This is a genomic window from Sphingobium sp. CFD-1 (assembly GCF_024611115.1).
Taxonomy (GTDB): Bacteria; Pseudomonadota; Alphaproteobacteria; order Sphingomonadales; family Sphingomonadaceae; genus Sphingobium; species Sphingobium baderi_A.
The window spans coordinates 1,119,208-1,144,840 of the sequence record NZ_CP084398.1; the positions used below are offsets into that span (position 1 = coordinate 1,119,208).

Annotated in this window: 31 protein-coding genes; 23 read left to right on the forward strand and 8 right to left on the reverse strand. The window is 59.0% G+C overall.

The window, feature by feature from the left end; genetic code table 11:
- The first annotated feature begins 70 nt into the window (after positions 1-70).
- The 7 genes from LDB26_RS05705 to LDB26_RS05735 all read left to right on the forward strand — a co-directional run bounded on the left by LDB26_RS05705 (position 71) and on the right by LDB26_RS05735 (position 7,393).
- Positions 71-877, forward strand: coding sequence for an SDR family NAD(P)-dependent oxidoreductase (locus tag LDB26_RS05705; RefSeq protein ID WP_257540939.1), 807 nt, complete (start codon positions 71-73; stop codon positions 875-877).
- Positions 878-880: 3 nt separating this feature from the next.
- Positions 881-1,831 (forward strand): SDR family NAD(P)-dependent oxidoreductase, encoded by a 951-nt coding sequence (locus LDB26_RS05710; protein ID WP_257540941.1) that lies wholly within the window; start codon positions 881-883, stop codon positions 1,829-1,831.
- A 52-nt stretch (positions 1,832-1,883) separates the two neighbouring features.
- Positions 1,884-2,426, forward strand: a complete 543-nt coding sequence (locus LDB26_RS05715; RefSeq protein ID WP_257540943.1) for a hypothetical protein — start codon at positions 1,884-1,886, stop codon at positions 2,424-2,426.
- A gap of 232 nt (positions 2,427-2,658) precedes the next feature.
- Positions 2,659-3,480, forward strand: a complete 822-nt coding sequence (locus tag LDB26_RS05720) for an SDR family NAD(P)-dependent oxidoreductase (RefSeq protein WP_257540945.1) — start codon at positions 2,659-2,661, stop codon at positions 3,478-3,480.
- Positions 3,481-3,549: 69 nt separating this feature from the next.
- Positions 3,550-4,590 (forward strand): LLM class flavin-dependent oxidoreductase, encoded by a 1,041-nt coding sequence (locus LDB26_RS05725; protein ID WP_257540947.1) that lies wholly within the window; start codon positions 3,550-3,552, stop codon positions 4,588-4,590.
- 143 nt (positions 4,591-4,733) lie between these two features.
- Complete coding sequence (locus LDB26_RS05730; RefSeq protein ID WP_257540949.1) at positions 4,734-6,398, forward strand: FAD-dependent oxidoreductase; 1,665 nt, start codon at positions 4,734-4,736, stop codon at positions 6,396-6,398.
- An 80-nt stretch (positions 6,399-6,478) separates the two neighbouring features.
- Positions 6,479-7,393: a TIGR03619 family F420-dependent LLM class oxidoreductase gene (locus LDB26_RS05735; RefSeq protein WP_257540951.1), complete on the forward strand. Its 915-nt coding sequence runs from the start codon at positions 6,479-6,481 to the stop codon at positions 7,391-7,393.
- A gap of 176 nt (positions 7,394-7,569) precedes the next feature.
- On the opposite strand, the gene LDB26_RS05740 is transcribed toward LDB26_RS05735, so the two are convergent.
- Positions 7,570-8,247, reverse strand: coding sequence for a TetR/AcrR family transcriptional regulator (locus LDB26_RS05740; RefSeq protein WP_257540954.1), 678 nt, complete (start codon positions 8,245-8,247; stop codon positions 7,570-7,572).
- A gap of 210 nt (positions 8,248-8,457) precedes the next feature.
- On the opposite strand from LDB26_RS05740, the gene LDB26_RS05745 reads away from it, so the two are divergent.
- From LDB26_RS05745 to LDB26_RS05815, 16 genes are all read left to right on the forward strand, one after another.
- Positions 8,458-9,705 carry a cytochrome P450 gene (locus LDB26_RS05745; protein WP_257540956.1) on the forward strand — a complete coding sequence of 416 codons (1,248 nt, stop codon included), beginning with the start codon at positions 8,458-8,460 and terminating at the stop codon, positions 9,703-9,705.
- A gap of 158 nt (positions 9,706-9,863) precedes the next feature.
- Positions 9,864-10,154, forward strand: coding sequence for a DUF1330 domain-containing protein (locus tag LDB26_RS05750; protein ID WP_257540958.1), 291 nt, complete (start codon positions 9,864-9,866; stop codon positions 10,152-10,154).
- Between the two features lie 41 nt (positions 10,155-10,195).
- Positions 10,196-12,163, forward strand: a complete 1,968-nt coding sequence (locus LDB26_RS05755) for an FAD-dependent oxidoreductase (RefSeq protein ID WP_257540960.1) — start codon at positions 10,196-10,198, stop codon at positions 12,161-12,163.
- Positions 12,164-12,224: 61 nt separating this feature from the next.
- Entirely contained in the window at positions 12,225-13,379 is a 1,155-nt protein-coding gene (locus tag LDB26_RS05760) for an oxidoreductase family protein (protein ID WP_082635326.1), read from the forward strand.
- A gap of 150 nt (positions 13,380-13,529) precedes the next feature.
- On the forward strand, positions 13,530-14,369 hold the full coding sequence (locus tag LDB26_RS05765; RefSeq protein WP_257540962.1) for a hypothetical protein: 840 nt from the start codon (positions 13,530-13,532) through the stop codon (positions 14,367-14,369).
- A gap of 353 nt (positions 14,370-14,722) precedes the next feature.
- Positions 14,723-14,962, forward strand: coding sequence for a GIY-YIG nuclease family protein (locus tag LDB26_RS21605; RefSeq protein WP_373886167.1), 240 nt, complete (start codon positions 14,723-14,725; stop codon positions 14,960-14,962).
- The gene (locus LDB26_RS05770) at positions 14,955-15,368 is read left to right on the forward strand and encodes a hypothetical protein (RefSeq protein ID WP_257540964.1); all 414 of its coding nucleotides are present in this window, start codon (positions 14,955-14,957) and stop codon (positions 15,366-15,368) included. The genes LDB26_RS21605 and LDB26_RS05770 overlap by 8 nt, the downstream gene beginning before the upstream one ends.
- A 4-nt stretch (positions 15,369-15,372) precedes the next feature.
- On the forward strand, positions 15,373-15,897 hold the full coding sequence (locus tag LDB26_RS05775; RefSeq protein ID WP_257540966.1) for a phage N-6-adenine-methyltransferase: 525 nt from the start codon (positions 15,373-15,375) through the stop codon (positions 15,895-15,897).
- Positions 15,894-16,652, forward strand: a complete 759-nt coding sequence (locus LDB26_RS05780; protein WP_257540968.1) for a site-specific DNA-methyltransferase — start codon at positions 15,894-15,896, stop codon at positions 16,650-16,652. Before LDB26_RS05775 ends, LDB26_RS05780 begins: the two co-directional genes overlap by 4 nt.
- Complete coding sequence (locus LDB26_RS05785) at positions 16,649-17,416, forward strand: hypothetical protein (RefSeq protein ID WP_257540971.1); 768 nt, start codon at positions 16,649-16,651, stop codon at positions 17,414-17,416. The genes LDB26_RS05780 and LDB26_RS05785 overlap by 4 nt, the downstream gene beginning before the upstream one ends.
- Before the next feature lie 3 nt (positions 17,417-17,419).
- Positions 17,420-17,680, forward strand: a complete 261-nt coding sequence (locus LDB26_RS05790; protein ID WP_257540973.1) for a hypothetical protein — start codon at positions 17,420-17,422, stop codon at positions 17,678-17,680.
- The gene (locus tag LDB26_RS05795) at positions 17,677-17,973 is read left to right on the forward strand and encodes a hypothetical protein (RefSeq protein WP_257540975.1); all 297 of its coding nucleotides are present in this window, start codon (positions 17,677-17,679) and stop codon (positions 17,971-17,973) included. Before LDB26_RS05790 ends, LDB26_RS05795 begins: the two co-directional genes overlap by 4 nt.
- A complete protein-coding gene (locus tag LDB26_RS05800; RefSeq protein ID WP_257540977.1) occupies positions 17,970-18,419 on the forward strand; it encodes a hypothetical protein in 450 nt (149 codons plus the stop codon). Before LDB26_RS05795 ends, LDB26_RS05800 begins: the two co-directional genes overlap by 4 nt.
- Positions 18,420-18,685: 266 nt before the next feature.
- Positions 18,686-18,925, forward strand: a complete 240-nt coding sequence (locus tag LDB26_RS05805) for a hypothetical protein (RefSeq protein ID WP_257540979.1) — start codon at positions 18,686-18,688, stop codon at positions 18,923-18,925.
- 220 nt (positions 18,926-19,145) lie between these two features.
- The gene (locus LDB26_RS21610) at positions 19,146-19,319 is read left to right on the forward strand and encodes a BrnA antitoxin family protein (protein ID WP_373886168.1); all 174 of its coding nucleotides are present in this window, start codon (positions 19,146-19,148) and stop codon (positions 19,317-19,319) included.
- A 269-nt stretch (positions 19,320-19,588) separates the two neighbouring features.
- Positions 19,589-19,855: a hypothetical protein gene (locus LDB26_RS05815; RefSeq protein WP_257540983.1), complete on the forward strand. Its 267-nt coding sequence runs from the start codon at positions 19,589-19,591 to the stop codon at positions 19,853-19,855.
- Positions 19,856-19,977: 122 nt separating this feature from the next.
- On the opposite strand, the gene LDB26_RS05820 is transcribed toward LDB26_RS05815, so the two are convergent.
- The 7 genes from LDB26_RS05820 to LDB26_RS05850 are packed head-to-tail and all read right to left on the reverse strand — an operon-like array spanning position 19,978 to position 25,631.
- The gene (locus tag LDB26_RS05820) at positions 19,978-20,481 is read right to left on the reverse strand and encodes a hypothetical protein (RefSeq protein ID WP_257540985.1); all 504 of its coding nucleotides are present in this window, start codon (positions 20,479-20,481) and stop codon (positions 19,978-19,980) included.
- A complete protein-coding gene (locus LDB26_RS05825; protein WP_257540987.1) occupies positions 20,478-21,017 on the reverse strand; it encodes a glycoside hydrolase family 108 protein in 540 nt (179 codons plus the stop codon). The genes LDB26_RS05820 and LDB26_RS05825 overlap by 4 nt, the downstream gene beginning before the upstream one ends.
- Positions 21,014-21,136: a hypothetical protein gene (locus LDB26_RS05830; RefSeq protein WP_257540989.1), complete on the reverse strand. Its 123-nt coding sequence runs from the start codon at positions 21,134-21,136 to the stop codon at positions 21,014-21,016. Before LDB26_RS05830 ends, LDB26_RS05825 begins: the two co-directional genes overlap by 4 nt.
- A complete protein-coding gene (locus LDB26_RS05835; protein ID WP_257540991.1) occupies positions 21,133-21,495 on the reverse strand; it encodes a hypothetical protein in 363 nt (120 codons plus the stop codon). The genes LDB26_RS05830 and LDB26_RS05835 overlap by 4 nt, the downstream gene beginning before the upstream one ends.
- Before the next feature lie 41 nt (positions 21,496-21,536).
- Complete coding sequence (locus LDB26_RS05840) at positions 21,537-23,612, reverse strand: hypothetical protein (RefSeq protein WP_257540994.1); 2,076 nt, start codon at positions 23,610-23,612, stop codon at positions 21,537-21,539.
- Entirely contained in the window at positions 23,612-24,286 is a 675-nt protein-coding gene (locus tag LDB26_RS05845) for a hypothetical protein (protein WP_257540996.1), read from the reverse strand. The genes LDB26_RS05840 and LDB26_RS05845 overlap by 1 nt, the downstream gene beginning before the upstream one ends.
- Before the next feature lie 52 nt (positions 24,287-24,338).
- The gene (locus tag LDB26_RS05850) at positions 24,339-25,631 is read right to left on the reverse strand and encodes a tail fiber domain-containing protein (RefSeq protein WP_257540998.1); all 1,293 of its coding nucleotides are present in this window, start codon (positions 25,629-25,631) and stop codon (positions 24,339-24,341) included.
- Positions 25,632-25,633 lie beyond the last annotated feature (2 nt).

Below are 25,633 nucleotides of genomic sequence, written 5' to 3' on the forward strand. Positions count from 1 at the left end.
ACAAAACCGGTCTGCACCTAGAAACCGGGTCAGGAGAACCGAATAAGGTCTCAATTGCAGGAGAGCATCGTTGAAACGGCTTGGGAATAAAATCGCCTTCATCACCGGCGGCGCAGGCGGCATAGGCATGGCGTGCGCTGAACGCTTCATCGCGGAAGGTGCCAAAGTCATTGTTGCCGACCTGTTCGGGGATGCAGCGAGGAAGGCTGCGGATCGGCTTGGTCCGGAAGCGCTCGGCCTCGGCGTCGATATTGGCGATGAAGCCTCGGTTCGGGAAGGCATGGCGGCGGCGATCAGGCATTTCGGCCGGATCGACATCCTGTTCAACAATGCCGCGCTGACCAACCCGGCGTCGATGAACCTCGACACCGACGTCGTCAATGTCCCCATGGACATCTGGAGCAATACGCTTCACGTCAACCTGACCGGTACGATGTTATGTTGCCGTCACGCAATTCCACACATGGCGGAAAATGGTGGCGGAACCATCCTGAACACAGCTTCGGGCGCGGGACTTGCCGCCGACGTCACCCGCGTCGCCTATGGTGTTTCGAAGGCCGGGATGATCGCGCTCACCAAATATGTCGCCACGCACCACGGCCACCAGGGCATTCGCGCCAATGCAATCTGCCCCGGTCCGGTTATCACCCCGCTCTCACTGGATATTGGCGGCGACATGATGCCGCTGGTCAAGCGGCAGACGCCCCTCGGCAAGCTGGGAGCGCCCAAAGATATCGCGGCATTGGCGACTTTTCTGGTTGCCGACGAATCCGAATATATCAACGGCGAAATCATCACCATCGACGGCGGCACGATGGCGCATCACGCCCATGTCCCGGACATGCAGGACTATCTCAAATCCAAAGCGGCTACCTGATTATTGACGCCGTGCGCGAGCGCGGAATTAAGAAGGGAATGGCCGGGGATAATCCAGCACGCGCGTTCTGGCTTGAATATGCAGATTGCCTTGAGACAGATGACCGGAGAAGGAGTGAACATGCTCAGACTGAAAAATCGCGTGGGAATCGTAACCGGCTCGGGCAAGGATATCGGGGAAGCCACAGCGCGGCGTTTGGCGTCGGAGGGGGCGACGGTGATACTCGCGGATATCGCTTTCGAAGCGGCCAGCAATGTCGCTGCGTCGATTGTCGCGAACGGAGGGCAGGCGTCGGCCATTGCGCTCGACCTGGCGGAAGAAGATAGCATCCGGGCTCTTTATAAAGAGGTTGCCGCGCGTCACGGTCAGCTGGATTTTGTCCATAATAATGCGGCAGACACTCGCGTTGAGCAGATGGCGGGCGATATGGATCTGGCCAATATGGATGCCGCCATCTGGGACCGGGCATTCGACGTCAATACGCGAGGAACCATGCTTATGATCAAGCATGCCCTGCCAGCGATGCTCGCCAGGAAGCAAGGCTCGATTGTCAATACCAGTTCCGGCGCAGCCCTTCGGGGCGACTTTTACGGGCCAGCCTATGCTGCGTCCAAATCGGCGATCAATTGCCTCACTGTTTATGCTGCAACGCAATATGGCAAGCAGGGGATACGCTGCAACGTGGTTTCTCCCGGCATGATCTTGACCCATGGCGCGCAGCAGACGGTGCCGCCGGCGCAATTGAAGCGGATACAGACCCACAAGCTGACGCCCTATCTGGGAGAACCGGACGACATCGCCGCTGCCGTCGCGTGGCTGGTGTCCGACGATGCACGTTTTGTGACGGGCCAGATCATTCAGGTCGATGGCGGCATCACGGCCCATATGCCATATTTCGCTGAAAATAGTGCGGCTTTCGACGCAGATCCTACCGCTCGGCCGGATGAGCTATAGGTTGCGTTGAAATCGGAAGCAGAGGAAATCTGGTGCAGCGAAGGGATTGGCGATGGACTATCTAGCCCAGGTGAAAGAACGTTGCCTCGCTGAACGCACTGTCGCGACGAGGGAGCGTTACGACAAGTTCATCCACGATGCGATCGATCCCTGGCATAAACATATGCTGACCGTTTTGCGGGATCATTGGTGGTCGGAAATTATCGGCGATGTCGATGCGACCATGGCAACTCTCGTCAAAGATCCCGTCTATCAGTTCCATGGCGGATCTCTGCATACGGCGGTTGTCAACACAACCGAAGCGGCAAGGGAGATGTACGCGTCACTTTATGACGCGGGCTATTATCCGGGAGGCGTATTGGAAAATATGCGTATTGCCTGCGCGGATTGGGGCGTCGTCATCGAATCCGATCTTACCAGCGTGCTTCCCGGCGCGGCTTTCAATTTGCCGAATATGCGAATTGATCCGGCCTTGCCCTATCAAAGCACTTCTCAAGCCATGCAGTCGCAACCATTTGACCGGGAGACCGGGCTTATGAAGGGCGAGATCGTATATTTGGGCGATATCACAGAAATTTTCATAGCGCGCCGCTGACAAAGCCGATCGGCGGACCGATGCTCTGGACCATGAGCCGATCCGTCATGAACCGGCTGGCCGTCCAGCTTGAAAGGTCCGCCGACGCCGTGGGGATTCATGGCGAATTTGCCATAAGCTCAAAGATTTCGCGGCCTAAACCAGAGTCTAATTATTTATCGTGCATCGAAATGACCGGCATGCGAAGCGGGGTGGAAATATCGTCTCGACATGATGGATGGAGCGGAGAAATATGGGTCAATTGACAGGCAAGGTTGCGATCGTAACGGGATCGGGCGCGAATATCGGCGAAGCATGCGCGCGGGCGCTGGCTGAAGCGGGCGCTTCGGTCGTGCTTGCCGATATCAATATCGCCGGTGCCGAGCGCGTGGCCGGGGAGATCGCCTCTGCCGGCGGCGCAGCGTTCGCACAGTCCCTTGACCTTGCCGAAGAGGACAGCATTCAGGCGGTCATCGACGCCACCATGGCCCGTTTCGGAAAGATTGACGTGTTGCACAACAATGCCGCCGACACGCGCCTGGAACAGATGGGCGCCGACATGCGGCTCGACCAGATGGACGCGGCGGTCTGGGACCAGGCGTTCAAGATCAACACGCGCGGCACCATGCTGATGATCAAGCATGCCGCGCCGCACATGATCGCGGGCGGCGGCGGATCGATCATCAACACGTCGACCGGCGTGGCGTTGACGGGAGACATCTTCAATCCCGCTTATTCATCGTCGAAAGCGGCGGTGAACGCCCTGACGAAGAACACGGCGGTTCAGTTCGGCCGCTACAATATCCGCTGCAACGCCATCACGCCGGGCCTGGTCCTCTCTCCGCTGGCCCGTGAGATGATGGGAGAAGCCCAGATCGACACGATACAGCGCCATGTGCTGCTGCCGCGCTTCAGCCGGCCTGAGGATATTGCGGGCGCGGTGGTGTTCTTCGCTTCCGACGCATCGAACTTCATCACCGGCCAGATCCTTTCCGTCGACGGCGGCATCGTGCATCATACGCCCTATGTGGCTGACATGCTGGCCGCCATGGCCGCCGCCGAGCCCGCGAACTGACAGAGCGCGTCGCGCTCCCAACGGGTGCCCGCCCGCCTCCCTGACAGATACGAGAACGCCGAGGGACATATGCCAGCTACCAATGCCGCGGGCGGCGAACGCAAATATTGGGGCGTTATTCCCATGATGCCAGCGCCGATGCTCAGCGATATGACGAAACGCATGGAGGACATCGGCTTCGAAGGCGCGACTGCGTTGCAGATTTATGGGCCGCCATGGCCGAGTCTGTCGGTTGCGGCGGCGGCGACATCACGCTTGAAGGTAGCCACGGGCGTCGCGGTAGCGGCTTCCCGGAGCCCCTTTGAAACGGCGATGATTGCAATGGACATGGATCGCATCAGCCAGGGCCGCTTCATCCTGGGGCTGGGCACGGGCGTTTCGTCCGTCAACGTCGGTTCTTACGGTGTGCCGGATTACAAGCTGATAACCCACATGCGCGATACGGTGGCCGCTGTCAGGCATGTCATCGGCAATGCTCACAAGGGCCTGTCGCCGTATCGGGGCGCATATTATAGTGCTGATTTTCAGGAACTGATGCTGACGGCGCCGCCCGTGCGGGAAAATCTTCCGATATGGGTTGCGGCGCTGCGTGAGCGTCTGACGGACACTGCCTTGGAAATCGCGGACGGGTTGATCGTCCACTCTCTCTGGTCGGTGGACTATACCGTCGAGCAAGGCCCGCGCATTGCCGCCAAACTCGCAGAATTTGGCCGGGAACGCTCCGCTGTCGAAATCAATGCATGGCCTTGGGTCGCCGTGAACGACGACGAGCAAGCAGCGGTCGATGATGCGCGCCCGACAGTTGCCGGTTATGCGGGCATCAAGGAATATGAACCCTTCTTCGCAGCGCGTGGATTCCTGAAGGAAGCAAAGCTGTGCCAGCAGGGCGATCAGAGCAATTCGCTTGCCGTGATGCACCATGTCCCGGACGAAATGGTCAAGGCGTTCGTCGCGTGTGGCAGTGTGGATCAGGTGCTCGAACAACTGGAACCGTTCTGGTCGGTGGTTGATTCCCTCTGTCCGATGTCGCCATACCGCCATCTCAATATGGAAAAGCTCACATTCTATGGCGCGGGCCTGCATCGTCTTGTGGCAGCGGCCAAGCGTTGATCCAAGGATGAAGTGATAGATCAGGCAGCGTGCGCGATTCATTGACAAAGCGCGAAGTTTGATCGCTCAGGCGCATAAGCGTCAGCGGATAGTAAATTACCACAGGGGCGCCGACGCGCCATAGTCAGGACTAGGAGCGGAAGATGCAGTGGGATGTCATCGTGGTCGGATCAGGAGCGGGTGGCTTGACGGCTGCGGTTCGCGCAGCCAAGGCGGGCCTGAAGGTGCTTGTCCTTGAAAAAGGGGAGCATTTTGGCGGCACGACTGCGGTGTCGGGCGGGGGTATCTGGATTCCAGGCAGTCCCCAGGCCCAGGCCGAAGGTCTCGCGGATTCCCCTGCCATCGCACGCGACTACATCCTCAAAGTGATAGGCGAAAGCGCGCGCGCGGAGTTGATTGACGCTTATCTGGATAACGGCCCTGAAATGGTATCCTGGTTGGCGGCAAACAGCGAGGTCGTCTTTCTGATGTCGTTGCCCAGCAGCGACTGGTATCCCGAGATACCCGGCGCCAGACATTATGGCCGGGTTCTCAGCCCCCGCGAATATGATGGAAAGAAGTTGGGGGCTTATTTCCCGCAGCTCCGTCCAGGCCGGGAAGAGTTCAACGCGCCGGGTGGCTTCATGATCGACATGTTCGACCTGCCCTATCTCGCGCAGATGCCCAAGCCGAAGGCGCTCTGGCATTTTGGCAAGCTCGCCGCGCGGTTCGGCACGGACAAGCTTCGGGGATATAAGCGGGGCACGCGCCTGACGATGGGTAATGCGCTTGTGGCCGCGCTGCTGAAATCCGCGCTGGATGCGGGCGTGACATTGCGGAAGAGCGCCGCCGTCGAAGGGCTGTTGACCGAAGGGCGGCGCATTTCCGGCGTGCGGGTGTCGGCCAACGGCGGGACAGAGACGCATGAGGCGCGGTTCGGCGTCGTCTTGGCGTCCGGAGGGTTTTCGGCGAATGAGCAGCTGCGTAAAGCCTATATCCCCTATGCGGACCAACATGTCTCGATCTTGCCTTACGAAAATGTCGGCGATGGCATGAACATGGGCCTGGAGGCGGGCGCCTCGCTTGATGGTGAGAACCTCATCAACGCCGTATGGTCGGTGGTGTCGACCTTGCGGCGGGAGGATGGGTATCTTGCCCGCTACGCGCACCTGATGGACATGTCGAAGCCGGGCTGCATCGCCGTCAACGCAAAGGGTGAGCGGTTCGGCAACGAGGCATCGGTGCATTTCGTCGAGGCCATGCACGAGACGGGCTCAGTGCCCGCCTACATTATCAACGATGCTGCTGGCGTGAAGAAATATGGGCTGGGCATGGTCTATCCCGGCGCGCCGAACCTGAAGAAGCTGCTTCATGCCGGATATGTCATTGAAGGGGCCACGCTGAGCGAACTCGCTCACAAAATCGGGGTCGATCCCAATGGGCTTGAGCAGACCGTCGCACGCGTCAATCAAATGGCTGAGACGGGGAAGGACGCCGATTTCGGGAAGGGCGATACCTTGATCGATCAGGAAATTGGCGATCCCAAACACTCACCAAATCCGTGTTTCGGTCCGCTGGGCAAGGGGCCCTATTATGCCGTGAAAATTCATCCTGGAGATGGCTCAACCACCGTGGGTCTGCGGATCGATAACCGGTGTCGCGTCACCGATGCGAATGGCGATCCGGTTGAAGGACTATATGCCGCCGGTCTGGATGCCAATTCGATCTGGCGTGGCAAGTCGCCGGCGCATGGCTGCAATGTGGGTCCGGCCATGGTTTTGGGTTACATTGCGGGCAAGTCGCTTGCGGAAGCGGGGGCGGGTGCGTGATGCGAAAGATCTGAGTTGGTCGATGCAGGCTATCCGCCGGTTTTGAACCGGACTTTCACGATTATAGCTAGGCGAAGAACATGAAAATCAACATCGCAATCCCCCATGCATTGGAAATTCCGGCGCTTACTCAGCCTTGGGAACTGATGCTCGATCACAAGGACGTTCTGCGGGCGATGAAGCTGGCGGACGATCTGGGGTTCCACAAGTGCATGCTCGGCGAACATTTCCTTATTCCCAGCGATCATCTGGAAGCGAGCGGCGCATTCTGGCACCATGGAACCGTGTTTCTCGCGGGGATTGCTGGCGCGACCGAGCGGCTTGGCCTAGCCTCCTCAATCAATATCCTGCCTCTTCAAAACGCGATCGTTCAGGCGAAGGCCTGGTCGACAATCGATTGGCTGAGCGGCGGTCGCGGCACCGCCGTCGTAGCCGTCGGGTGGCTGAAGGAGGAATTCGATCTGCTTGGGGTTCCTTTCCGGGAACGCGGCGCAATATGCGACGAATATGTGCAGGCGATGATCGCCCTGTGGACAGAGGACAAGCCGGAATTCGAAGGCAAATATGTCTCGTTCAAGGATGTGGGATATGAACCGAAGCCACGGAATCTGCCGCTATGGTTTGGCGGCGATGCCGAGGCCCCGTTAAAGCGCATCGCCAAATGGGGTGACGGATGGAATCCTTTCCTGACGCCGCCGAGTCAATTTCCCGAGGCGCTCGATTTCATTCGTTCGCAGCCCGACTATCACGGCCGTCCGATCGAACTCTTCTTCCCGATCGAGGCGATGAAGTTGGGCGACGGCCATGTCGAGAACAAGGCCGCGGCAGAGACGATCGGTTCCTGGAACGTGCAGCAGACTATCGATCTTTGCGGTTGGCTAGGTGAACTGGGTGTTACGGAGACGATCATTCCGCTGCCTCCGCTCGACAGTTTCGATGCGTATCTCGATCGCATGCGCTGGGTTGCTCAGGAAATCATGCCAAAAATGGGCTGATCCTGCTCGAAAACCTAATGCAATCTACGGGCGTTTATTGGACTTGATCCGATTCAATCTCATCGGATCAAGTCTCGCCGAGGCTCCTGTGCATCCCGCATGCGCTGAAGCTTGCGGCGTTTGCGGATCAGCGCCTGCACGGGGCTGAGTGTTGATCCACAGGTCGCGTCCACCGGCTAACAATCCTTGTTAGCTATTGCGGCCAGCACGAAATCGATGCTCATGGCGCACCAGGCGGCTACGTCCATATCATTGTCATACCGCGTTCGGGAGACAAGTGAGACGAGAGGAAAATGCGTGAACCATGTGGTCACGAGGCTGAAAATAATCCAGAAAAGATGATCTGGATCAACATTGTCCCGGAAGGTGCCATTCGCGCGCCCACGTCCGACGATCTCGCCCAGAACCTCGTCGATAAGCTTTCGCATCACCATGGCGAGGGGGCTTCCTTTCCCCACATGCGCGAAACCATGTTGGGCTTCGTCGATCGTCATCTTGGCGATCTGGGGGCGGTCCATATAATCGCGAAACAAGTTCTGCATGAATTTCGCAAGCGCCGTTTCGGGTGGAAATGCGCTATATTCCGTGCATCCGATAAATTTTGTTGTGCCTTCGGCAGCCTCCTTAAGAATAAGGCTATAGAGCTCTGCCTTACTCCCGAAGTAATAATAGAGCAGCTGCTTTGAAACCTTCGCGCGCCGGCAAATCGAATCGACCGTCGCGCTATCGAACCCGGAACTGGCGAACTCTTCCTTCGCTGCGTCCAGAATATCAACGATGGTGGTGGCGTTGGATGACCGCCGTCCGCGCGTCATGGCCGTCGCAGCATCGTGGTGATCGCTGCTCAATGGCATGGCTCAACCCCTCCTTTTCATCGGCAATCGCTCCGCCTGACCAAGCGTTGAATTATTGCTTTTTACGCTAGCGGCTGCGCGCCCTAAACACAACTTATCAGCCGCTGGTGATGACGAGTGCGGGGCGAAGCTTGGGTGCGGAGGCGACTGCACAAAATCCCGCTGGGCTATGTTTTGGCCAAATCCGACATTGAAAATTCGAGGGAATTTATGTCCGTTGCAAATCTGCTTGCCAAACCCGAACTCCCGGAACTTGACACCGATCGCTTTATCGACATCGACCTGTTCGGTCAGGATATGAAGGCCAATGCTCCGGCATATTTTTCGGAGTGGGCGACGAAGCCTCCGTTTTACGCGACGGTTCAGGGCCATGCCCATGTCGTCATCTGCCGACACGAACAGGTGCAATGGGCGCTGCGGACGCATGAGATTATCAGTGCTGTCCCGCATCAGGGTTGGGGCACGGATCTTTTCGACTATTTCAATGGATTGCCTCTGGTCGTCGACTTCGATCCGCCGGAGCATTCGCGGATGCGCCGCCTGATGCAGCCGGGCTTTGCCCCAAATCGCATTTCCAGGCTGAAACCGCTGATCGACTCTATGATTGACGATCTTGCGAAAGTCATGGCGGAAAAGAATGACTTCAACATGGTGACCGATTTCGCCGGTCCGCTCATGTATCAGATACTGCTGGGCGGCGTGTTCGAGTTCGAGCCGGACGTCTGGCCACTTTTCATCAATCTTTCCAATGCTCTGGAACTGGTGGCGACGGTCCCGCCCGGCGCGCCCAAGCCACCGGAATATATGGCGGCGTTCGACGCTGTTTACGAATTTTGCGGCAAGCTGATCGAAGATCGCCGTATCAACCCCAAGGACGATCTTGTCGGTTCGGTAATCGCCGCCCATGACGAGAAGGGGGCGATTTCGATCGAGGAGCTGTTTTCGACCCTGGTTCAGCTTTTCACGGCTGGCCTGGGGACCGTGCCGGCGACATCGTCGAACGCGGTGCTGCGGCTGTTACGGCATCCAGACCAACTCGCATTGCTACGGAAAGACCCGTCGCTCCTGAACATGGCTCTGGAAGAGTGCATGCGCGTCGATTGCCTGGGCAACTTCCGCCATCGCTTCGTGGTCAAGGAGCATGTGATCGACGGTACGCCCGTCTATCCCGGCATGGTCGCCCATCTGGCGCTTGGCGCCGCGAACTACGACCCTGACAAATATCCGGACCCCACTCGTTTCGACATCACGCGCGAGCCGCGCGACATTCTCACTTTCGGTTTTGGTCCACATCTTTGCCCCGGCAACAACCTAGCGCGGATGGTCACGCGGGCCATCGTGAGCCGCCTGATCTTCGGCTTCCCGGATCTGCGGCTTACCAATACCGATGACGTGATCGTCTATGGTGGGATGCCTACCGAGCGTTTCCCGACCAATGTCAATCTGAGCGTGGACTGATCGGCCGAAGCCGCAAAATAAGGAGAGGAGATAGATGGTGTTCGGAGATTGGACCGGTCAGGTTTTCAGCGCCGACGGCGGCATCGTGCGCCATCTTCCATTTTACGCGGATGCCATGGCGCAGATGAGCGGCAATTAAAACGGAAGAGAGAACGGACATGGCATCTTATGTGATGAGCGTCATGCAGAAGCATGATCTGGAAAAATATGCCGAATATTCGGCGCAGGGCTTTGTCTCGCTCAATGGTATCGAATGTGAAGTCATTGTCGGTGAGGGGATCGAACTGTTGGAGGGCGCCCCGCCTGGCAGTAGTGTCGTGATCATAAGGTTCCCGGACAATGACGCGGCCATGCGCTGGTATCGGTCGGACGCCTATCAAAAGGCTATCCCGATGCGCCATGCCGCAGCGGACACCGCTTTCGTCTTGCATTTTACCGACAATAAATAATCCGAACCAGCGACAGTCTGGCAAATAGTAGAGGGTAAATAATGAGCAAATATACGACCATGTTCAGCCCGATCAAGATCGGACGGATGGAGATCAGGAACCGGGTTTTCATGTCCCCGCACGGCATGGTCGGTCTGGGCATAGGAACGGATCGCCAGGTCGGTTATTTTGAGGCGCGCGCGAAAGGCGGAGCGGGGCTGATGGTGATCGCCAGTTGCCAGGTTGTTCCGGCGCCGCTTGTCCCGCCGGGCTGGTTCATAGAAGCCTATAATCCCGATCATATCCCGGCGATCCGACGGATCGTCGAGGCGGCGCACAAACATGGCGCGAAGATCGCCGTCCAGGGCGTCTGGATGATGGCCGATCCGGCCAAGGCGCAGGCATCGGCGATCGCGCCGCACACCGTGCTTGCCGATACACAGCCTCGCTCGATGACCATCGACGAGATTCAGGAATTGATCGAAGCCCATGCCGTGGCAGCGGCCCATGCCGAACAGGCCGGAGCCGACGGGTTTGAATTCCCCATCAACGCTGGCGGCGGCCTGCAAAGCTTCACATCCGAATTCTACAACCAGCGCAGCGACCGCTATGGCGGCAGCCTGGAAAACCGCATGCGTATCGTGACTGAGATCATCGCCGCGATCCGCGAACGCGTACGGCCCGATTTCGCCATCGGCGTGGCGGTCAACGCCGATGAATCGACACTGGGCGCGAGCGGTATCGACGATGGGATCGCCCAGTGCCGCATCCTGGAAGAAACCGGCATGGTCGACTGGCTGCGGATCACGGCGCGCGGGCAGAAGCCGCAGATGACGCAATATCACTATCCTTCCTCCTATATGGCGAAGGAGGGCACGCATCTGGACGCCGCCGAAGCGGTCAAGAAAGCGGTCAGCCTCCCCGTGGTCAGTGGCGGACGCATCCTGACTCCCGCCTTTGCGGATCAGGCGATTGCCGATGGGCGTTGCGACATGGTGTTTGTCGCCCGTTCCGTGATTGCCGATCCCGAATGGCCCAACAAATGCCGGGACGACCAGACCAGCGAGATTCGCGCCTGCATAGGCGATCTTGAAGGCTGCTTCCTGCGCTCTTGCTATGGCCAGCCGGTTGGCTGCACGGTGAATCCCGATATCGGTTTCGAACATGAAGGGCCGCTGACGCCGGCCGGGAATAAGAAGCATGTGCTTGTCGTGGGCGCCGGTCCTGCTGGCATGCAGGCGGCACTGGTCGCGGCGAAACGTGGTCATAAGGTCACGGTTCTGGAAAAGTCCGACAGGATTGGGGGCCATGTCACCCTGCAGGCCATGCTTCCCGGCCTGGAAGATCGGGCGGACCTCATTCGCTGGCTAAAGCTTCAACTCGATAAGGAGGGCGTGGAAATCCAAACGGGGAGCGAAGCCACGCCTGAATCCATCAAGGCGCTTTCGCCCGATGCCGTGATCATTGCCACGGGCGCGCGCTATTCCAAGACCGGGGCAAGCAAGAGCCAACTGACCGGCGTGCCCGGCGCGAACCTGTCCCATGTCCTGACGCCGGAGGAGCTTCTTCTGGAAAAAGCGCGGACCGGCAATCGCATTGTCGTGTATGACAACACCTCATACGAAGTCGGCCCCGGCATTGCCGAGCATCTGGCGGATCAGGGCAAGGAGGTCTTTCTTCTTACGATGGACTCCGCGATGGCCATGTCGGTCACGGAACTCGGTCTGAACAAGGTCGTCGCGCGCAGGGTCATTCCCAAGGTGACGTTCATGCCATCGGCCGAAATCACCGGTATTGACGAGCATGACGTCCATGTGCGTGGCTTCCTGTCCGGCGAGAAGTCGGTTCTGGAAGGGATCGACAACATTATCCTCGTCACTTCCAAGCCTCCGCAGGAAGATCTCTATCATGCTCTGATCGCCGACATGCCCGACATTCGCATCATCGGTGACGCCCGCGAAGCGCGCTGGAGCGTTTTCGCGACCGATGAGGCGATAAAGGATGGGCGAATGGCCGGGCTGGCGGTGTGAGGAGGCCGGGGCGTCGTTCTTCACGCAGATGACCAATGCCTATCATAGGAGAAATAAACAAATGTCAGTCCTGATCGACAATCGTGATGCCTGGGCCCCGGACGTGATAGATACGGCCGTGGTTCCTCGTCCCTATCCCAACCGCACCGGCCGACTGCCATGGAACAAGGACGACATGACCGCGGAGAGGCTCACTGGCCTTCTTCAAAACAAATATCCCGGGATCGTGGTGGAGGATCTGGTCGTCCACCAGTTCATTGACAGCCATACGAGCAAGCTTCGCATCGCCGTCAAGCTCAACGATGTCGGCGTGAAAGCCGGGATTCCGGAACGACTCTGCATCAAGTCGAACTATTCCGGTCTTCACGACAATGTCGACATCTGCGCGATCGAGGCCCGTTTCTACCATTTCATGGCGCATCTCATGAAATGCCCCACGGTGACCTGCTATTATGCTGACTGGGATGATGATGGAAGCGGGCAGGGCCTCATCATTCTGGAGGATCTGGAAAAATATGGCGGACATTTCGGGCAGAGCACCGATCTGAACGGCGTGGCCGAAGTGGCGAAGTTGCTCGAAGGGCTTGCCGTTCTCCACGGCAGTCTCTGGGGCAGTCCGGTGCTCGATGAGCATGAATGGCTCCAGACGTCGATGGATACGCCGATCGACAATGATCAGATTCGGATCATGTGGCCGTATATCGAGGCCAATCTGGCCGATCCCGAAGTCTGCAAGGTTATTCCGCAAAAGCTGATCGACGATCCCGACCGGCTGCAACGCGCTTTCGACAAGCTCGCCGAGTGGGAGCTTTCTCAGACCACGCCCCGTTGCGTGAACCTTGGCGACTGTCATCAGGGGAACACCTATCGAAAGCCTGATGGCGAGCGTATCTGGCTGGACTGGCAACTCGTCCGCAAGGGACGGCCCTGGCGCGACCTCACCTACCTCATGATCGGTGCGCTTACCATTGAGGAGCGCCGCGCATCAGAGCGCCAGCTCCTTTCGCACTATCGTGAGGCCCTGGTGGCGACGGGCGCCCGCGACGTGCCGGATCTCGACAGCATCTTTGAGCAATATCGCCGCTGGGTGATCTACGGCATGCAGGCATGGATCGCGAATATGGACTTTTGGGGGCAGGTCGGCCTCCCGATGAATGAACGGTTTTTCACCGCTGGCGAGGATCTCGGGACGTGGAAGCTCTTGCTGGGCGACTGACATCCGAACATTGCGAAAGCTGCCGGCTCGTCGATGCCGTCGCCGTGCCAGTCACCGGGAGCATAAGATCCTGCGCCCGGTGACGAACTGCCAAAACCAGAGCTTTACTTGGGAAGGATCGAACTGGATAGTCCCGTAAAGGAGAGAGTGATGGTACCCAAATTCTGCCGTTTGGCATGGCGCGTCAACGATATGGAGAACTTCACCAGCCAAATGGGCGAACTGGTGGGCGCCAAATTCTTCACGCCCGGCTTCATTGCCGAATTATACCCCGATGCCGATTTCAAAGTGATGTTCGGGGAACATGGGATCGAGCCTATCCAGCCGGGCGCAGAGGGACTCGCCTTCGGCGAAGATTCCGGTTCCTTGATTGAAATCGCCATCGACGTCGCCAATGCGGAAGACGTGCGGGCGAAGCTGGAAGGAGCGGGCTATCAACCCACGGCGATCAGCTATCTGCCGGTTCCGGCAGTCAATGAATATCTGTTTGGCAGCGATTTCCATGGTGTGCCGTTCCTCGCCTGCACGGAAGGGGTGAATGAGGAACAAATTCGCTCCGAACGACCATTCGATTTCCTTGCTGACGCCGCGCCCCCCAAGGTCGCTTGCGTGACGCTGGTCGTTAAAGATGCGGACGCGCTGGCCGCGGACCTCAAGAGCTTCCATGGCATGGACTTTATGGAGTCGGACCCGGCTGGTTTCGCGCGACGCGCACTCATCGGGCCACATCGTGTGAAGCTGATCGAAGGTCCTTCGGCGCTTCTCGACGGTGTGGAAGGCCCGTTGGTTTCGGCGGACATCATCCTCTCCGATGTCGAGGCGGCAAGGGCCAGGTTCGAGGCAGCCGGATATGGCGTGAAGCACATCCGTCCGCTCGCCTCAGGCGGTAACGCCTATTATTTTGGCCCAACCGTGCAAGGTTTCCCTGTCACGCTCTATCCGACGAGCGCGGACGCCGAAATATTAGGACTTGAGGTGAAGCCCAGTTGAATGACGGCAAGATTCCAGAACTCCACCTTATACAAGGTGGCGTTTGAGCGACTTGGAAATGTCAGGGCTGGAGCGGGTGAAGGGAATCGAACCCTCGTCGTAAGCTTGGGAAGCCTTCGCGGTTACGGTTTTCTGCGAGTTTTTCGCGGAAGTCAAAGCGAACAAAAGCGATCCATAGCGTGCCAGTTTCGTGAACAGGTGGACTGCTTACCGCAGTTTTACCGCACACGAAACGGGCCGGAATGCGCGTACACAACGCATCCGGCCCTCCACACGCGAAGGAGCCGCGCATGGACTGTGACCTTATAGCGCCAGATGGCGTGCCAGTCGTCTACTTCATTGGATGGCACGGGATGGATGTGAAGATTGGCTTCACGCGCCACCTCCGGGACCGACTGACAGAACTTACCAAACGGACTGGATGCCCTCAGAGATTACTGGCCGCGACGCCGGGCAGTTTCAAAATTGAGCGCGCTTATCACAAGCGGTTCGAGGCCACCCGCAAACATGGCGAATGGTTCAATTGGTCGCCAGAGATTGAGGCCGAGATTGCCCGCCTTTCCTCCCACCTCCCGGAGGTCTCCCATGTCTGAAGACCTGCTGAGGCTGGCTGAGAGGGTGGGGCAAGAGCAAGGCCCATCCTATGAGCTCGACTGCGCCATCTGGGATGCGGTCTACCCCGGCGAGCGCCAGGCCCGCTTCGACAAGCTGACCGCCAAGGGCCAGCCCTACCATGGACGCCTTGGACCTGCCGACATGGATGGCTATGTGCGGCCTCTCCGCGCGTTCACCGCCTCCATGGATGCCGCGATGACGCTCGTGCCGGAATGGTTCTGCGTATCAGCTATGGGCGAAGTGCCGGACGATCTGGATTGGTATTGCTGCCTGTGGGGCGAGCATGAAAGCGACGGGGAGCCGGAGAGGCGCGCAAAGACGCTTCCGCTCGCGATCACGTCCGCCGCCCTCCGCGCCCGCGCCTCCATAGGTAAGGGGGAGTAGGGGGATGGGACAGTGGGAAGCATCCGCTGGCGCGTCCGATGAATGGTATACGCCGCCCTATATCTTTGAGGCCCTTGGTGAGACGTTCGATATGGATGTGGCCGCTCCGATGCTGCTGCCTTCGTGGATTGGGGACAGGCTCAATCCCACCAGCCCCCAAGGTGGACGCAGATGGTTATGGAAAGATAGCCTCGAAACGGACTGGGCGGGCTTCGTCTGGATGAACCCGCCGTTCGGAGGCCGCAACTCTCTTGCGCCTTGGTTGAAGCAGTTCTTTGACCACGGAAACGGCATCGCCCTGACACCCGACCGGACAAGCGCGCTGTGGTTCCGAGATGCGTGGGAACGCGCGGATCTGGCGCTGTTCATGCCCAAGGTCCGGTTCATTCGGCCAGACGGCAGCGTAGGCAAGCAACCCGCCAACGGAACCTGCCTCTGGGCATCCGGCAATCGAGCAATCAACGCACTGGAGCGGGCCGCGAGTGTCGGCCTTGGCATCCTCGCGCAGCCTAGAAAGGTCGCAGCATGACCACCACCCAACCCGACAGCATGACCAAGGATGAGTTCTGCGCGCGTTTCAAGGCCCGGATGATCGCACGCGCTGGTGAGCCAGTCATTATCGGCAATGCCGTGCTTTATCATGGGGACAGCCGCGAGATCATCCCCACGCTTTCAAAAGGCACGTATTCTTCCTGCCTGACGGACAGCCCATATGGTGACGACTATAGCAGCGGCTGGGCGACTAAGTCGCTCTGGTCCGAAAGCAATATTCGTAACGACAAGGACACGGCGGTTCGCGATCAGGTGTTGGCGCTGATTGGAGACGTGCCAACGCTCTGCTTCGGCAAGTGGTCGAAGGAGCAGCCGACCGGCACGCGTATGGTGCTGATCTGGGACAAGGGCGGTGCGCTCGGCATGGGCGATTTGCGTATCCCGTGGAAGCCGGATCACGAGGAAATTTATGTCCTGGGTGACCCTGCGCGCTTCGTGGGACGGCGGGATTGTGGTTCGGTCATCTACTGTCCACCAGTCCAGAGCATGGCGAAGAACGGTCGCCAGCACCCGAATGAGAAGCCGGTCGCGCTACTGTGCAAGCTGTTGGAGAAGCTGCCTGCAGGGCCGGTCATCGACCCCTTCATGGGGTCGGGGTCCACTCTGGTAGCAGCTACGCGACTCGGCAGGCCATCAATCGGGATCGAGAGCGATCCAGTCTATTTCGAGCGGGCAATCAAGCGCGTGCAGGAAGCCCAGCGACAAGATGATCTATTCGGAGACGCCGCATGACCAAGGATGAAGTGCTGCTGGTAGCGGCGCGAAACGTCATCGCCGCCATGTTTGACCACTATAAGGCTCGCAATGGCCGTATGTGCAGCATCGAAGGGGATGACGGCGAAAAGTGCTGGATCGTCCCATTCGAGGCAATGGGCGACCTTATTCTTGCGGTTGAAAACGCTCCCACCCCCTCCAGTGCGGATAATGCACTGAGGGAGGCGCTGGAAGCCGGGTGCGTCGTCCTGGAGGGACGGGGAACCGGTCTCTATGATGAGGCGCTTGACTCGATCGGCCTGATGCCCGCCGCCCTCGCACCCTCGCCCGCCGCTGAGGCTGAGCCGGTGAATCAGTTTCGCAGGGCTGGATGCTCGGATTGGTATGATGGCCTTCCAGATCATGAGGACGGGAAAGGGCCATATGAAACGCGAACGCTCTACGCCGCCCCCGTCTCGCCCACGCCGGTAGAAGCTGGGGCGCTGCGGGAGAAGGAAATCTGCCCTTATTGCAATGGTTGTGGCGAGCATGATGCGTCTGGATCGCCATGTGCTGTGTGCAATGGGTCGGGAGGCATCGACCCCGACGAAGAAGCTTATGAAATGGGCAGGAGAGATGGCTATGAGCAGGCCATAGCGGACGTGGATCGGTGCACGGGTGGCGACGGTGAATATTTCGCCAGCACTATTCCTGGCCAAGGCTGTCCTGATTGGCAGTCCATGGTGGCCAAGATTGTTGATCGGTTCACCGCCCTCTCCCAGCCCGGCAGCAAGGAGCGCTGAGGTATGGGAAAGGCCACCGTCACCATCATGACATGCGACCGTTGCGACGAGCGTGAAGAAATCCGCCTACCCGATCAGGAATACGCGTGGGGCCGTATCCATTTCGCACAGATCAACGGGCCAATCTGGATTGGTTCACAACACAACAAGCCCGGTGGGGCGGAGCATCTCGATATGTGCCCAGCTTGCATGAAAGACGCCAAGAATTTCTGGGAGCAGGGCAAATTCAAAACAGAACCGCAACAACAGGAGCGCCAGCCATGAACGTGAGTAAGGAGGCGAGAGAGGCGGCGAACCGTTTGGATGATGCATTAGGTTTCCTCACGGAAATTGAGCGACCAATTGTTCTGGAAGCCTTCGCCAAGTTCGAAGCCGAGATAACGCAGCGCGTCAGAGATGAGGCGTTGGAGGAAGCGGCGGCGTTCGTTGAAGGTAATGTCCTCGTCCAGTCAACGGATGATCGAGCGCCATCATATTTCTCAAAACGGCGTGGTGGAAATATTCATGGGCTGGAATATGCCGCCGCCATCCGCCAGATGATCGGAGGCAAGGCATGAGCGAGGAAAGAAAACTGCCAAACCTGATAGTCACTAAAGTCGGCGTCCCATTTGCGGATCAGGCCGAAGGGTTGCGGCTGTTCAAGGAGGCCTGCCTTGCCGCGTCCGCAAAAGTGGAGCGATTGAGCCGCGAACTGGACATCGCGAACGCCGATCATATCGCCTTCTGGCTGGGCGAGAACATGGCCGACAGCAGCCATGCATGGCTCGCCTGTCGCATTGTTGAGGCGCATGAGGCGGCCATCCGCACCCTCTCGAAAGAGCGGGATATGGCGGTGGAGGCGTTGAGGATCTTCATGGATGGCGAGGTAGATGTTTCTGGCACTGCGTTGATCTATGAGGACTTAGCCCACGTCGCCATGCTTGGTGAAGCCACCCTCGCCCAGCTTGAAGCATCGAAGGGGGAGGTGATGGGCGATACATCTGAGCGGCACCAGTGCCCTTAATGTGGCAATGACCTCGACCGTAGGATCGGCCCACTTGGCGTATCATATCAGTGCTTGGCACCTGATTGCCTACAGACCTATGCCGAAGACGAGATCGCAGCCCTATCCACAGAAGCACAGGGGGAGGGGTGATCGCGGCATCACGAGAAATAATTTTCATTGCAATGAAAATAGATGTTGCCCGTCACGATTTTCTGTTGTAATGATAATCCATCGGCAGCGGATGCCGGGCAGGCGCCTCGCTGAAACAGGGGCGGAGAAATATTATGGCAAGCTTTCAGATCGTTCGCGCCGGGGACCGCTTCAATGACATCGTGCAGGGCGGTGAGATTGTCGCCCGCGTGATTAATGGCGATGATGGCTGGAAGGCGTACCGCGTCACGAAAACCGACCGCGTTAATGCAATGGGACCAGTTTACGAAGTGATCGGCGAAGGGGTGAAGGCCAACAAGCTGATTAATCTGACCGATGGCGCAGATCGAATTGCTGTATCCCTCGGCTTGTAAGTAAAAAGGGAGCGCCGGAGCGCTCCCCTTATTTTGCGGCGAACCCCTGCGGGCCACCTTGCCAACCTGCACCTGGGCGCAGCGCGGCACACATGGGCCAATGGCTAATGCGCTATTCAATACAGGTGGCGTGCCACGCCTGTCAACAATTCATGTCGCCCCGCCTGCACCAGAGATCGCGGTGCGGAGCGACGAGCTACTACCACCACAGGAGCCGTCAATGGTCAACCACCCGAATCGTGCCAAAGCAGGGCGTCCGCCGATCCCCGAAGCCGAGCGCAAAGTCCGACAGACCGTTTCGTTATCCCCTGATGTAGTGGAAGCCTGTAAGGCGCTGGGACCGGGCTGGATGCCGCAGGTGGATGCGATCTTACGCAAGGCGCTGTTGGGTTAGGCTCCAGGTGAACAACGGCTTCATCCCGATCCTCCTGATTCTTCCATCGCTATTCATAGCGTGCTGGCTTGTGGCGGGCCTTATTATCGTCCTTCTGCCTTATTTCTTGGCAGCATTCGCCTTTGTCCTGCTCTTGGGAGTGCTGGCCGTTTGGGGCCTGTGGGTTTCAGATTGACCCTCAAAGACCGCCTCTTCCTCTCCACCGCCGCGCTGATCGGCTTTCTCACGCTCGTGGGAACAGTGGATATGGTGAGGGGGCTTTTCGAGGCTTGACCGAATCGCGAACGAAGCGCGAACATGGGGGGATGAAATATCCCCAGCTTCCGAACGACAGAGCCAGAAACCGCGCCGCAGCGGAGAACTTCCGCCCGTTAGGCGCGATCGGACCAGCGGTGGACGAATATACCGCCCTACAGAAGCAGATCGATGCAGGACATTATGTGGACCCGCACGAGATTTGGGACGTGGTGCAGGCGCTGATGGAGGATGGGCATTTGGACCATGCGGAGAAGCTGGCGGGGTATTTGCCGGGTTAGGGTTGGGCATTACCCCGTAATTGCCACAACATTGACGGAACCTGATCGATGGTAAATCAGTATAAGATTCGTCGCCCGTTGCGCTCACTGGTAGGAGTTCCAGTCGAAAGCTTCGGGTGGCACTATTTCGTCAGGCTCGCCGCCCATTCCCTGACCGCCTGCAATCGGGCGGTATTGGTCGCGCAAATGAAAGCGTCGTTCTCCGGGATCAGGATTGATCCGACAGGAAAGACGGCACCTCTACCGGGTCCGTCGCCGCTTTCGGGGCTTTCGGCGGGGATGGACAGATCGGCGCTTCCGGCCTCACGCTGAGCGGCTTGGTAGCGCAGGACGGCAGCACGATACTGCTGAGACAGATCAGCATAGCGCTGGTCAGCCTGTTCGGCTTTCTGGGCATTTTCGGCATCCTTTTTAAGCTTGGCGGATAGAGCGTCAGCGGCGGCCTGCGCCTGCGCTTTCTCATAGGCAGCATGGTCAGCCCGCCTTCCCGCCTTCTCCGCGCTCAGGGCACCCTCTGTGGCGCTCAGTCGGAATGTCTGGATGATGAGGGCCAGAAGAAGGAATGCGGCTCCTATGGGCTTCCAGTGGGCGCGTAGGAAGGAGAGGGCGAAGGGGAGGGCGTTCATGCTGCCGCCCGTGCCAGCCAGCCATAGGCAAAGGCGCGCTGTGATGCGCTCCCCCGCACGATTGCCTTATAACGCGCCGTCTGATCGCCCCGGATCGCTGTCAGCAGGCGTTGTTCGCCCTCCGCGCCGCGCCATGCTTTCAGCGCCTTGAGAGCCGCCAGCGTCTTTGCCCCCAGCTTGCCATCCTCGACAAGATCAGCGCCCAGCTTGCCACCCTGGTTGAGCGCGTTCAGCCATTCCTGCAACCAGCGCGAGGGCCATGCAGGCCCCATGTTGACACCCACGTCGAACAGCTTGGCTCCCAGATCGGGATAGACCTCCGCTACCGCTGCAAACCCCGGCTTGATCGCATATTCGCTGCGGTAGATGGCCACCGCCGTAGCGCGCGGCATAGCCTTCATAAGGCCAGTGTAGCCGTTCGCGCGCGCCACGGCTTCGGTGATGCCCCAGATGGTCTTTCCACCGCGATCTGCTGGATGATCGACATAGCCGCCCTCGCGCCGGATCACATCATCGATCAGCTTATCGATATTCACCGCTTCACCCTCCGACAAGGCCCCTTGCATCGCCTGTCATGGACATGCGCCCGCCACAGGGCGAAACTAGCCGCCCCAAAGCTGATGACCGTCACCAGCGCCATTGCCTCTGCACTCATGCGCCTTCTCCTTCTCCGTCAGGGATGCCCACCCGCTTCTGGAAAAGATATTTCGCCGCATCGATCAGCATGGCGAACCCGACAAAGCCGAGGCCCATCGTCACCAGCACGCCGAGAATGGGCGGCAGATCGAAATAGACCCGTCCCGCCGTCGCCAATGTCGCGAAGGCTGGAAGCGCTGACAGTTCTGTGATCGCCAGCCACTTGCGGCGCTTGTGCCAGGCGGCCAGCTTTTCTGGATCACTCGGCATTTCGATGTCGAGTCGCGCTAACTTGTGCGCGATCTGGCCAACCGCCACGGTCGCCCCTGCGATCAGCGCCAGCGCCCACCAGATCAGGAAGTCGCGAAGATCATTCATTTACTGCTCCCGGATCATTGGCATTTTTGCCTTTTCGTTGCTCATGCCGAAATATTCTGCGCGATAATGGGCACGAGATGCTTCCAGCCGACCGGCAGCGGGTGAATGCCATCGCCTTTGAGGTAAATGCCCGCATTGTAGGAGTTGATGCCGCTCACTTCGAGCATACGGATGACCGGCACGCCGAACAGCCGCCCGGTTTCGACCAGCACGGTTTCAATCGTCTCATATCCGGTTCGACCGAACCCCCTCGATCCCTGATAGTGCGAGATCAGTTGGATTTTCAGCGTCGGCTTGGCAGTGAACAACTTGTCCAGCGCGTTATAGACATAACCATAGAAGGTGCCGTCCGCCGCGGTATCGCCAAGCTCGCCAAGCGGCTCCCCTTCGCCACCATACTGAATGTCATTGTCACCGAGCCAGATGAGCAGCACGTCGACATTGGCCATGTCCTGCGCCAGCGTGGTCCCGCTGGTATTGGGACGCCCATCGACCCCGCCGATGGGCGAATAACCGATGCTCAGCGCGTCGGGATCGGTCAGCGTATTGCTGCCATAATTCTCGAAGAAATGCGCGAAGGGGCGGCCTGCCACGCCGTCATTGAACGTCCAGGTCATGCCCAGCTCTGCACAGAGAGCCCGCTGCCAATTCTCCGCGATACGTAGATTATCGGCGTTGCAGAGGGAGTGCCCCCAGACGCCAAGCCGCAGTCCATGATAGGGGGTGCGGGGCTGATAGCCGCGGATCGTTACGCCCATACTGGACGCGCCGCCATGGCTGAAGGTGAGCGTGCCACCAACGACCGGGGCCGCACCATTGATGTACATGGTGTAGGTTTGGACGCCCGAACCCCAATTGATTTCAAGATCGGAGCTGGCCGTGTAAAAGCCGATATATTGCCCCGGCTGGACAAAGACGGGCTCGAAATCGCGGCCTTCAACGAAAGTCATGTGGCCTTCGTGAGACACAATGACATCGAAAGTCTGCGCGATCTTGAAGTCGGTCCCTGACACGAAATCAGCAACAAAGAAAGTGATCGCCAAGCCGGTCTTGTTAAGCAGCCGGATAGAAAGCTCAATCTGCGAGATATAGCCCGCCGCGAGAACCGAATCCTTGTTGAGGATAGCCATCTCGCCTGGAGTCCAGCCGCCGCCAGTGCTATAGGCGCCAAGAGTGTGCTCTGCGGCATGGCCAACAACATCAAGCAGCGCCGTCAACTCGTCGGCAGACCGCTCGCTCGCTACGGCGTTCTGCGATTCAACTGTGAAATTGAGGCCGGTGTTCAGAAAATCGGTCGAGAAATTCGTCGCGCCCGCTCCGATGTCTCCAGCGTATTTGTCGTCGGCCAGGAAACCAGCGACGGATTCCATGCAGGCTACGCTCCAGGTCGCGGAGGTGACGACACCTATGAACTGTCCAGCCGAGACATTCACGGCGTCAAAGTCTTCGCCAGAAACGAATTCCTTGATGCCGGTGGCGGCCACCGGGACAGTGAAGCGCTCGGCTACCTGATATTGGCGGTCTCCGGTTCGGTTGAGAATGACGATAGTCGCGGCAGCGCCGCCAAGGCGGCCATGAGTGTAGAGCCGGAAGGATTCGAGCTTGCCATCGAACGGCACAGGAACCGGGCTGGCGCGTGTTTCCACGCCAAAGCCTGTCCCTCCCCAGACATCGCCGCCGAGGTCCGCGCCTAGCGCAACCGAAATATCGGGCAAGCGCTGCTCTACTGCCTTTACCAGATCGGTCAGGTCATCAATGAAAGGCTGGGCAGCAGATGCCAGCACGCTATGGATGATCCCGGTCGGCACCCAACTGCCTGATCCGCTCGCGCCGGTTTTGATCGCGATGTCATTATTCGCGTCGCTGGGATCGGCATAGATCAGGGCCAGCGAGCCGGCGGGATAGTCGAGACTGCCGCCGCCAGCGTTTGCGTGAGCCAGCGTATCGAAAACGGCATCGACCAACGCAGCCATTGCTGCATTGGCAACCGCTGCCTCGATCAACGCCCCGATGCTGCGGATGATGGATTTTTCAGGTTCGTAGGCACCTGATGCAGGAACGCCAGTGATCGTATAGTCACGGAACGCCTCAGCGAACCTGTTGGCGATTTCGCCCATCAGGAATAGCTCCCGGTCATGTCTTCAATGAGGGTGATCGATCCAGTCGCGGCGCGCGGACCGTTGAGGGGGGCGGCCATGTCGCCAGTGAGGCGCATGACGCAGCGCGGATCGGAGAAATTGATTTCGGTGCCGGCGGGGACAGCTTCGCGCAACGGAGGCCGGAACGTGATCTGGCCGCCGTCGATCGACTTTATTTCGTAAAGACGATGGCGCCAGGTTGGATGGTCGATGCTGAATCGCTCGCCGCCGAGCAGCGGCTTTCCGATCGATGCGATATTCAGGATCAGAGAGGTGGCGCGAAGGGGTGCATCAGCCGCAGCGGTGACAAAGCAATCACTCGTTCCGTAAAGGGAATCGTCGGAGAATGGGCTGTCGTCGCTATGCGGCACGCGGCTGCGCGAGCCGACAGGCTGATGCCTGGCGTCGCAGATTGGGAAGATGATAGGGACGGCGCCGCCTTCCAGGATTGCGCGGGCAGAACGCCATGACAGAACTTTCTCACGACGATTGAGGGGAGCGCTGCCATATTCAGCGACCCAACGCCCACCGCCATCGGTAGATATTACGGTTTCGTCGCCATTGAGGGCGGTTCCCCCAGAAATAATGTTCTGCTGCACCGCGATTTCGCGCGAGGCGAAGCTGAACTGGCAGGTTGGGAAGGTGGCGAGCATAGCCAGAACTCTGCCGCCAGCCTGCGCCCTGCTCTACGGACGCCAGCTTAGGTCATTGTCCGATGGCTAAACTGGTCGAGGTGATGCATGCCAGCAGGAACAACGTCAGTTCATCGGTGCGCAAGCCGAACCTATCCCCCGCCTCAATCGCCGGATGCAGCACGATCACGCGGCCAGTCGGCTGCTCGACCGGCACCTTGCGGATCTTCGTCACTTCCTTGAAGCGCCGCGAGCCATCCTTGCGGGTGCGGCCGACCGGCACATAGTCGACATAGGGTTCATCGATCTCGACCACTTCGGTTTCGGGGATCGACTGTTCCGGCTGGGCATCCCACCGATCATAGCAGAGCCACGCTGGCGGTGGCGAACCAAGCCAATCAGGCGAGGGGACCAGATCACCGCGTTCATCCGTCACCAGCGGCGGTGCCAGCCCTTCCTCCGCCATGATCGCCCAAGCGCGCTGTGCGCGCAGGCCGACATGGACGCGGGCAGCATCGCCACCCTTCTCCTGAATGGAAGTGAGAAGTTGATACAGGCCGATCTCTGCGATCAATCTTCGCCCGGCGCAGATCATCGCGTCAGTCAGCCCACCTAGCCACTTTTTATGGCGTTCATCCGAAGTATTGATCGTTCCGGTCGTCGCATAGACTGTAGTCCAACGAAAGCTGCTAGTGCCGAGCGAAAATGCATTGTCAGAGCCGGGGCGTAGGAATGTCGGACCTAGCTTCATCCCGCTTGTGCGGCGGTCGGAACTGCGCGACCCCGCTGCTGTCAGCGACCATTCCCACTCGCTCGACCCGTCAGTATACATATTGCAGTAGAGCGTGCCGACCGCGATGCTGCTCTCGTTTTTGGAGTCCCAATAGGTCGCACCGAAGTTCGAGCTGCTGACATAGGTATTGACGGTGGCGATGCCCTGATATCCGCTGCCACCGCCAGAGAAGAGCGCGATTGTGCCGTTGCCGTTGCGGACATCGAGCTTGGCGCTGGGCGAACTGTGACCGACGGCGACATTCGTGCCGTTGTCATAGATCTGCGATGCGGAGAAAGCGGCCGCTCCGTTGCCCTTGGGCAGATAGCCCGATGTCAGGCTTGTCAGGCCGGTACCGCCATTCGCCACCGCCAGCGTGCCGCTCAGGGTGAACGTGCCCGCCACGGTGATCGGCCCGCCGCTGAACGAAAGGCCGGTCGAGCCGCCCGACATGGCAACGCTGGTGACGGTGCCGCTCAGTGCCTTGGGATAAAGCTCGCTGAAATTGTCGTTGATCTTCTGCCCGGCAGTGCGGAGACTATCGCCAGTTCCGTCATTTGCAGATGCGCCAATGTTGATGGTTTGCTGGGCCATGG

Coding starts and splice junctions, on each gene's coding strand:
- LDB26_RS05715 (WP_257540943.1), top strand. CDS start 1,884: ATGGACTATCTAGCCCAGGTGAAAGAACGTTGCCTCGCTGAACGCACT.
- LDB26_RS05720 (WP_257540945.1), top strand. CDS start 2,659: ATGGGTCAATTGACAGGCAAGGTTGCGATCGTAACGGGATCGGGCGCG.
- LDB26_RS05725 (WP_257540947.1), top strand. CDS start 3,550: ATGCCAGCTACCAATGCCGCGGGCGGCGAACGCAAATATTGGGGCGTT.
- LDB26_RS05730 (WP_257540949.1), top strand. CDS start 4,734: ATGCAGTGGGATGTCATCGTGGTCGGATCAGGAGCGGGTGGCTTGACG.
- LDB26_RS05735 (WP_257540951.1), top strand. CDS start 6,479: ATGAAAATCAACATCGCAATCCCCCATGCATTGGAAATTCCGGCGCTT.
- LDB26_RS05740 (WP_257540954.1), bottom strand. CDS start 8,247: ATGCCATTGAGCAGCGATCACCACGATGCTGCGACGGCCATGACGCGC.
- LDB26_RS05745 (WP_257540956.1), top strand. CDS start 8,458: ATGTCCGTTGCAAATCTGCTTGCCAAACCCGAACTCCCGGAACTTGAC.
- LDB26_RS05750 (WP_257540958.1), top strand. CDS start 9,864: ATGGCATCTTATGTGATGAGCGTCATGCAGAAGCATGATCTGGAAAAA.
- LDB26_RS05755 (WP_257540960.1), top strand. CDS start 10,196: ATGAGCAAATATACGACCATGTTCAGCCCGATCAAGATCGGACGGATG.
- LDB26_RS05760 (WP_082635326.1), top strand. CDS start 12,225: ATGTCAGTCCTGATCGACAATCGTGATGCCTGGGCCCCGGACGTGATA.
- LDB26_RS05765 (WP_257540962.1), top strand. CDS start 13,530: ATGGTACCCAAATTCTGCCGTTTGGCATGGCGCGTCAACGATATGGAG.
- LDB26_RS21605 (WP_373886167.1), top strand. CDS start 14,723: ATGGATGTGAAGATTGGCTTCACGCGCCACCTCCGGGACCGACTGACA.
- LDB26_RS05770 (WP_257540964.1), top strand. CDS start 14,955: ATGTCTGAAGACCTGCTGAGGCTGGCTGAGAGGGTGGGGCAAGAGCAA.
- LDB26_RS05775 (WP_257540966.1), top strand. CDS start 15,373: ATGGGACAGTGGGAAGCATCCGCTGGCGCGTCCGATGAATGGTATACG.
- LDB26_RS05780 (WP_257540968.1), top strand. CDS start 15,894: ATGACCACCACCCAACCCGACAGCATGACCAAGGATGAGTTCTGCGCG.
- LDB26_RS05785 (WP_257540971.1), top strand. CDS start 16,649: ATGACCAAGGATGAAGTGCTGCTGGTAGCGGCGCGAAACGTCATCGCC.
- LDB26_RS05790 (WP_257540973.1), top strand. CDS start 17,420: ATGGGAAAGGCCACCGTCACCATCATGACATGCGACCGTTGCGACGAG.
- LDB26_RS05795 (WP_257540975.1), top strand. CDS start 17,677: ATGAACGTGAGTAAGGAGGCGAGAGAGGCGGCGAACCGTTTGGATGAT.
- LDB26_RS05800 (WP_257540977.1), top strand. CDS start 17,970: ATGAGCGAGGAAAGAAAACTGCCAAACCTGATAGTCACTAAAGTCGGC.
- LDB26_RS05805 (WP_257540979.1), top strand. CDS start 18,686: ATGGCAAGCTTTCAGATCGTTCGCGCCGGGGACCGCTTCAATGACATC.
- LDB26_RS21610 (WP_373886168.1), top strand. CDS start 19,146: ATGGTCAACCACCCGAATCGTGCCAAAGCAGGGCGTCCGCCGATCCCC.
- LDB26_RS05820 (WP_257540985.1), bottom strand. CDS start 20,481: ATGAACGCCCTCCCCTTCGCCCTCTCCTTCCTACGCGCCCACTGGAAG.
- LDB26_RS05830 (WP_257540989.1), bottom strand. CDS start 21,136: ATGAGTGCAGAGGCAATGGCGCTGGTGACGGTCATCAGCTTTGGGGCG.
- LDB26_RS05835 (WP_257540991.1), bottom strand. CDS start 21,495: ATGAATGATCTTCGCGACTTCCTGATCTGGTGGGCGCTGGCGCTGATC.
- LDB26_RS05840 (WP_257540994.1), bottom strand. CDS start 23,612: ATGGGCGAAATCGCCAACAGGTTCGCTGAGGCGTTCCGTGACTATACG.
- LDB26_RS05845 (WP_257540996.1), bottom strand. CDS start 24,286: ATGCTCGCCACCTTCCCAACCTGCCAGTTCAGCTTCGCCTCGCGCGAA.
- LDB26_RS05850 (WP_257540998.1), bottom strand. CDS start 25,631: ATGGCCCAGCAAACCATCAACATTGGCGCATCTGCAAATGACGGAACT.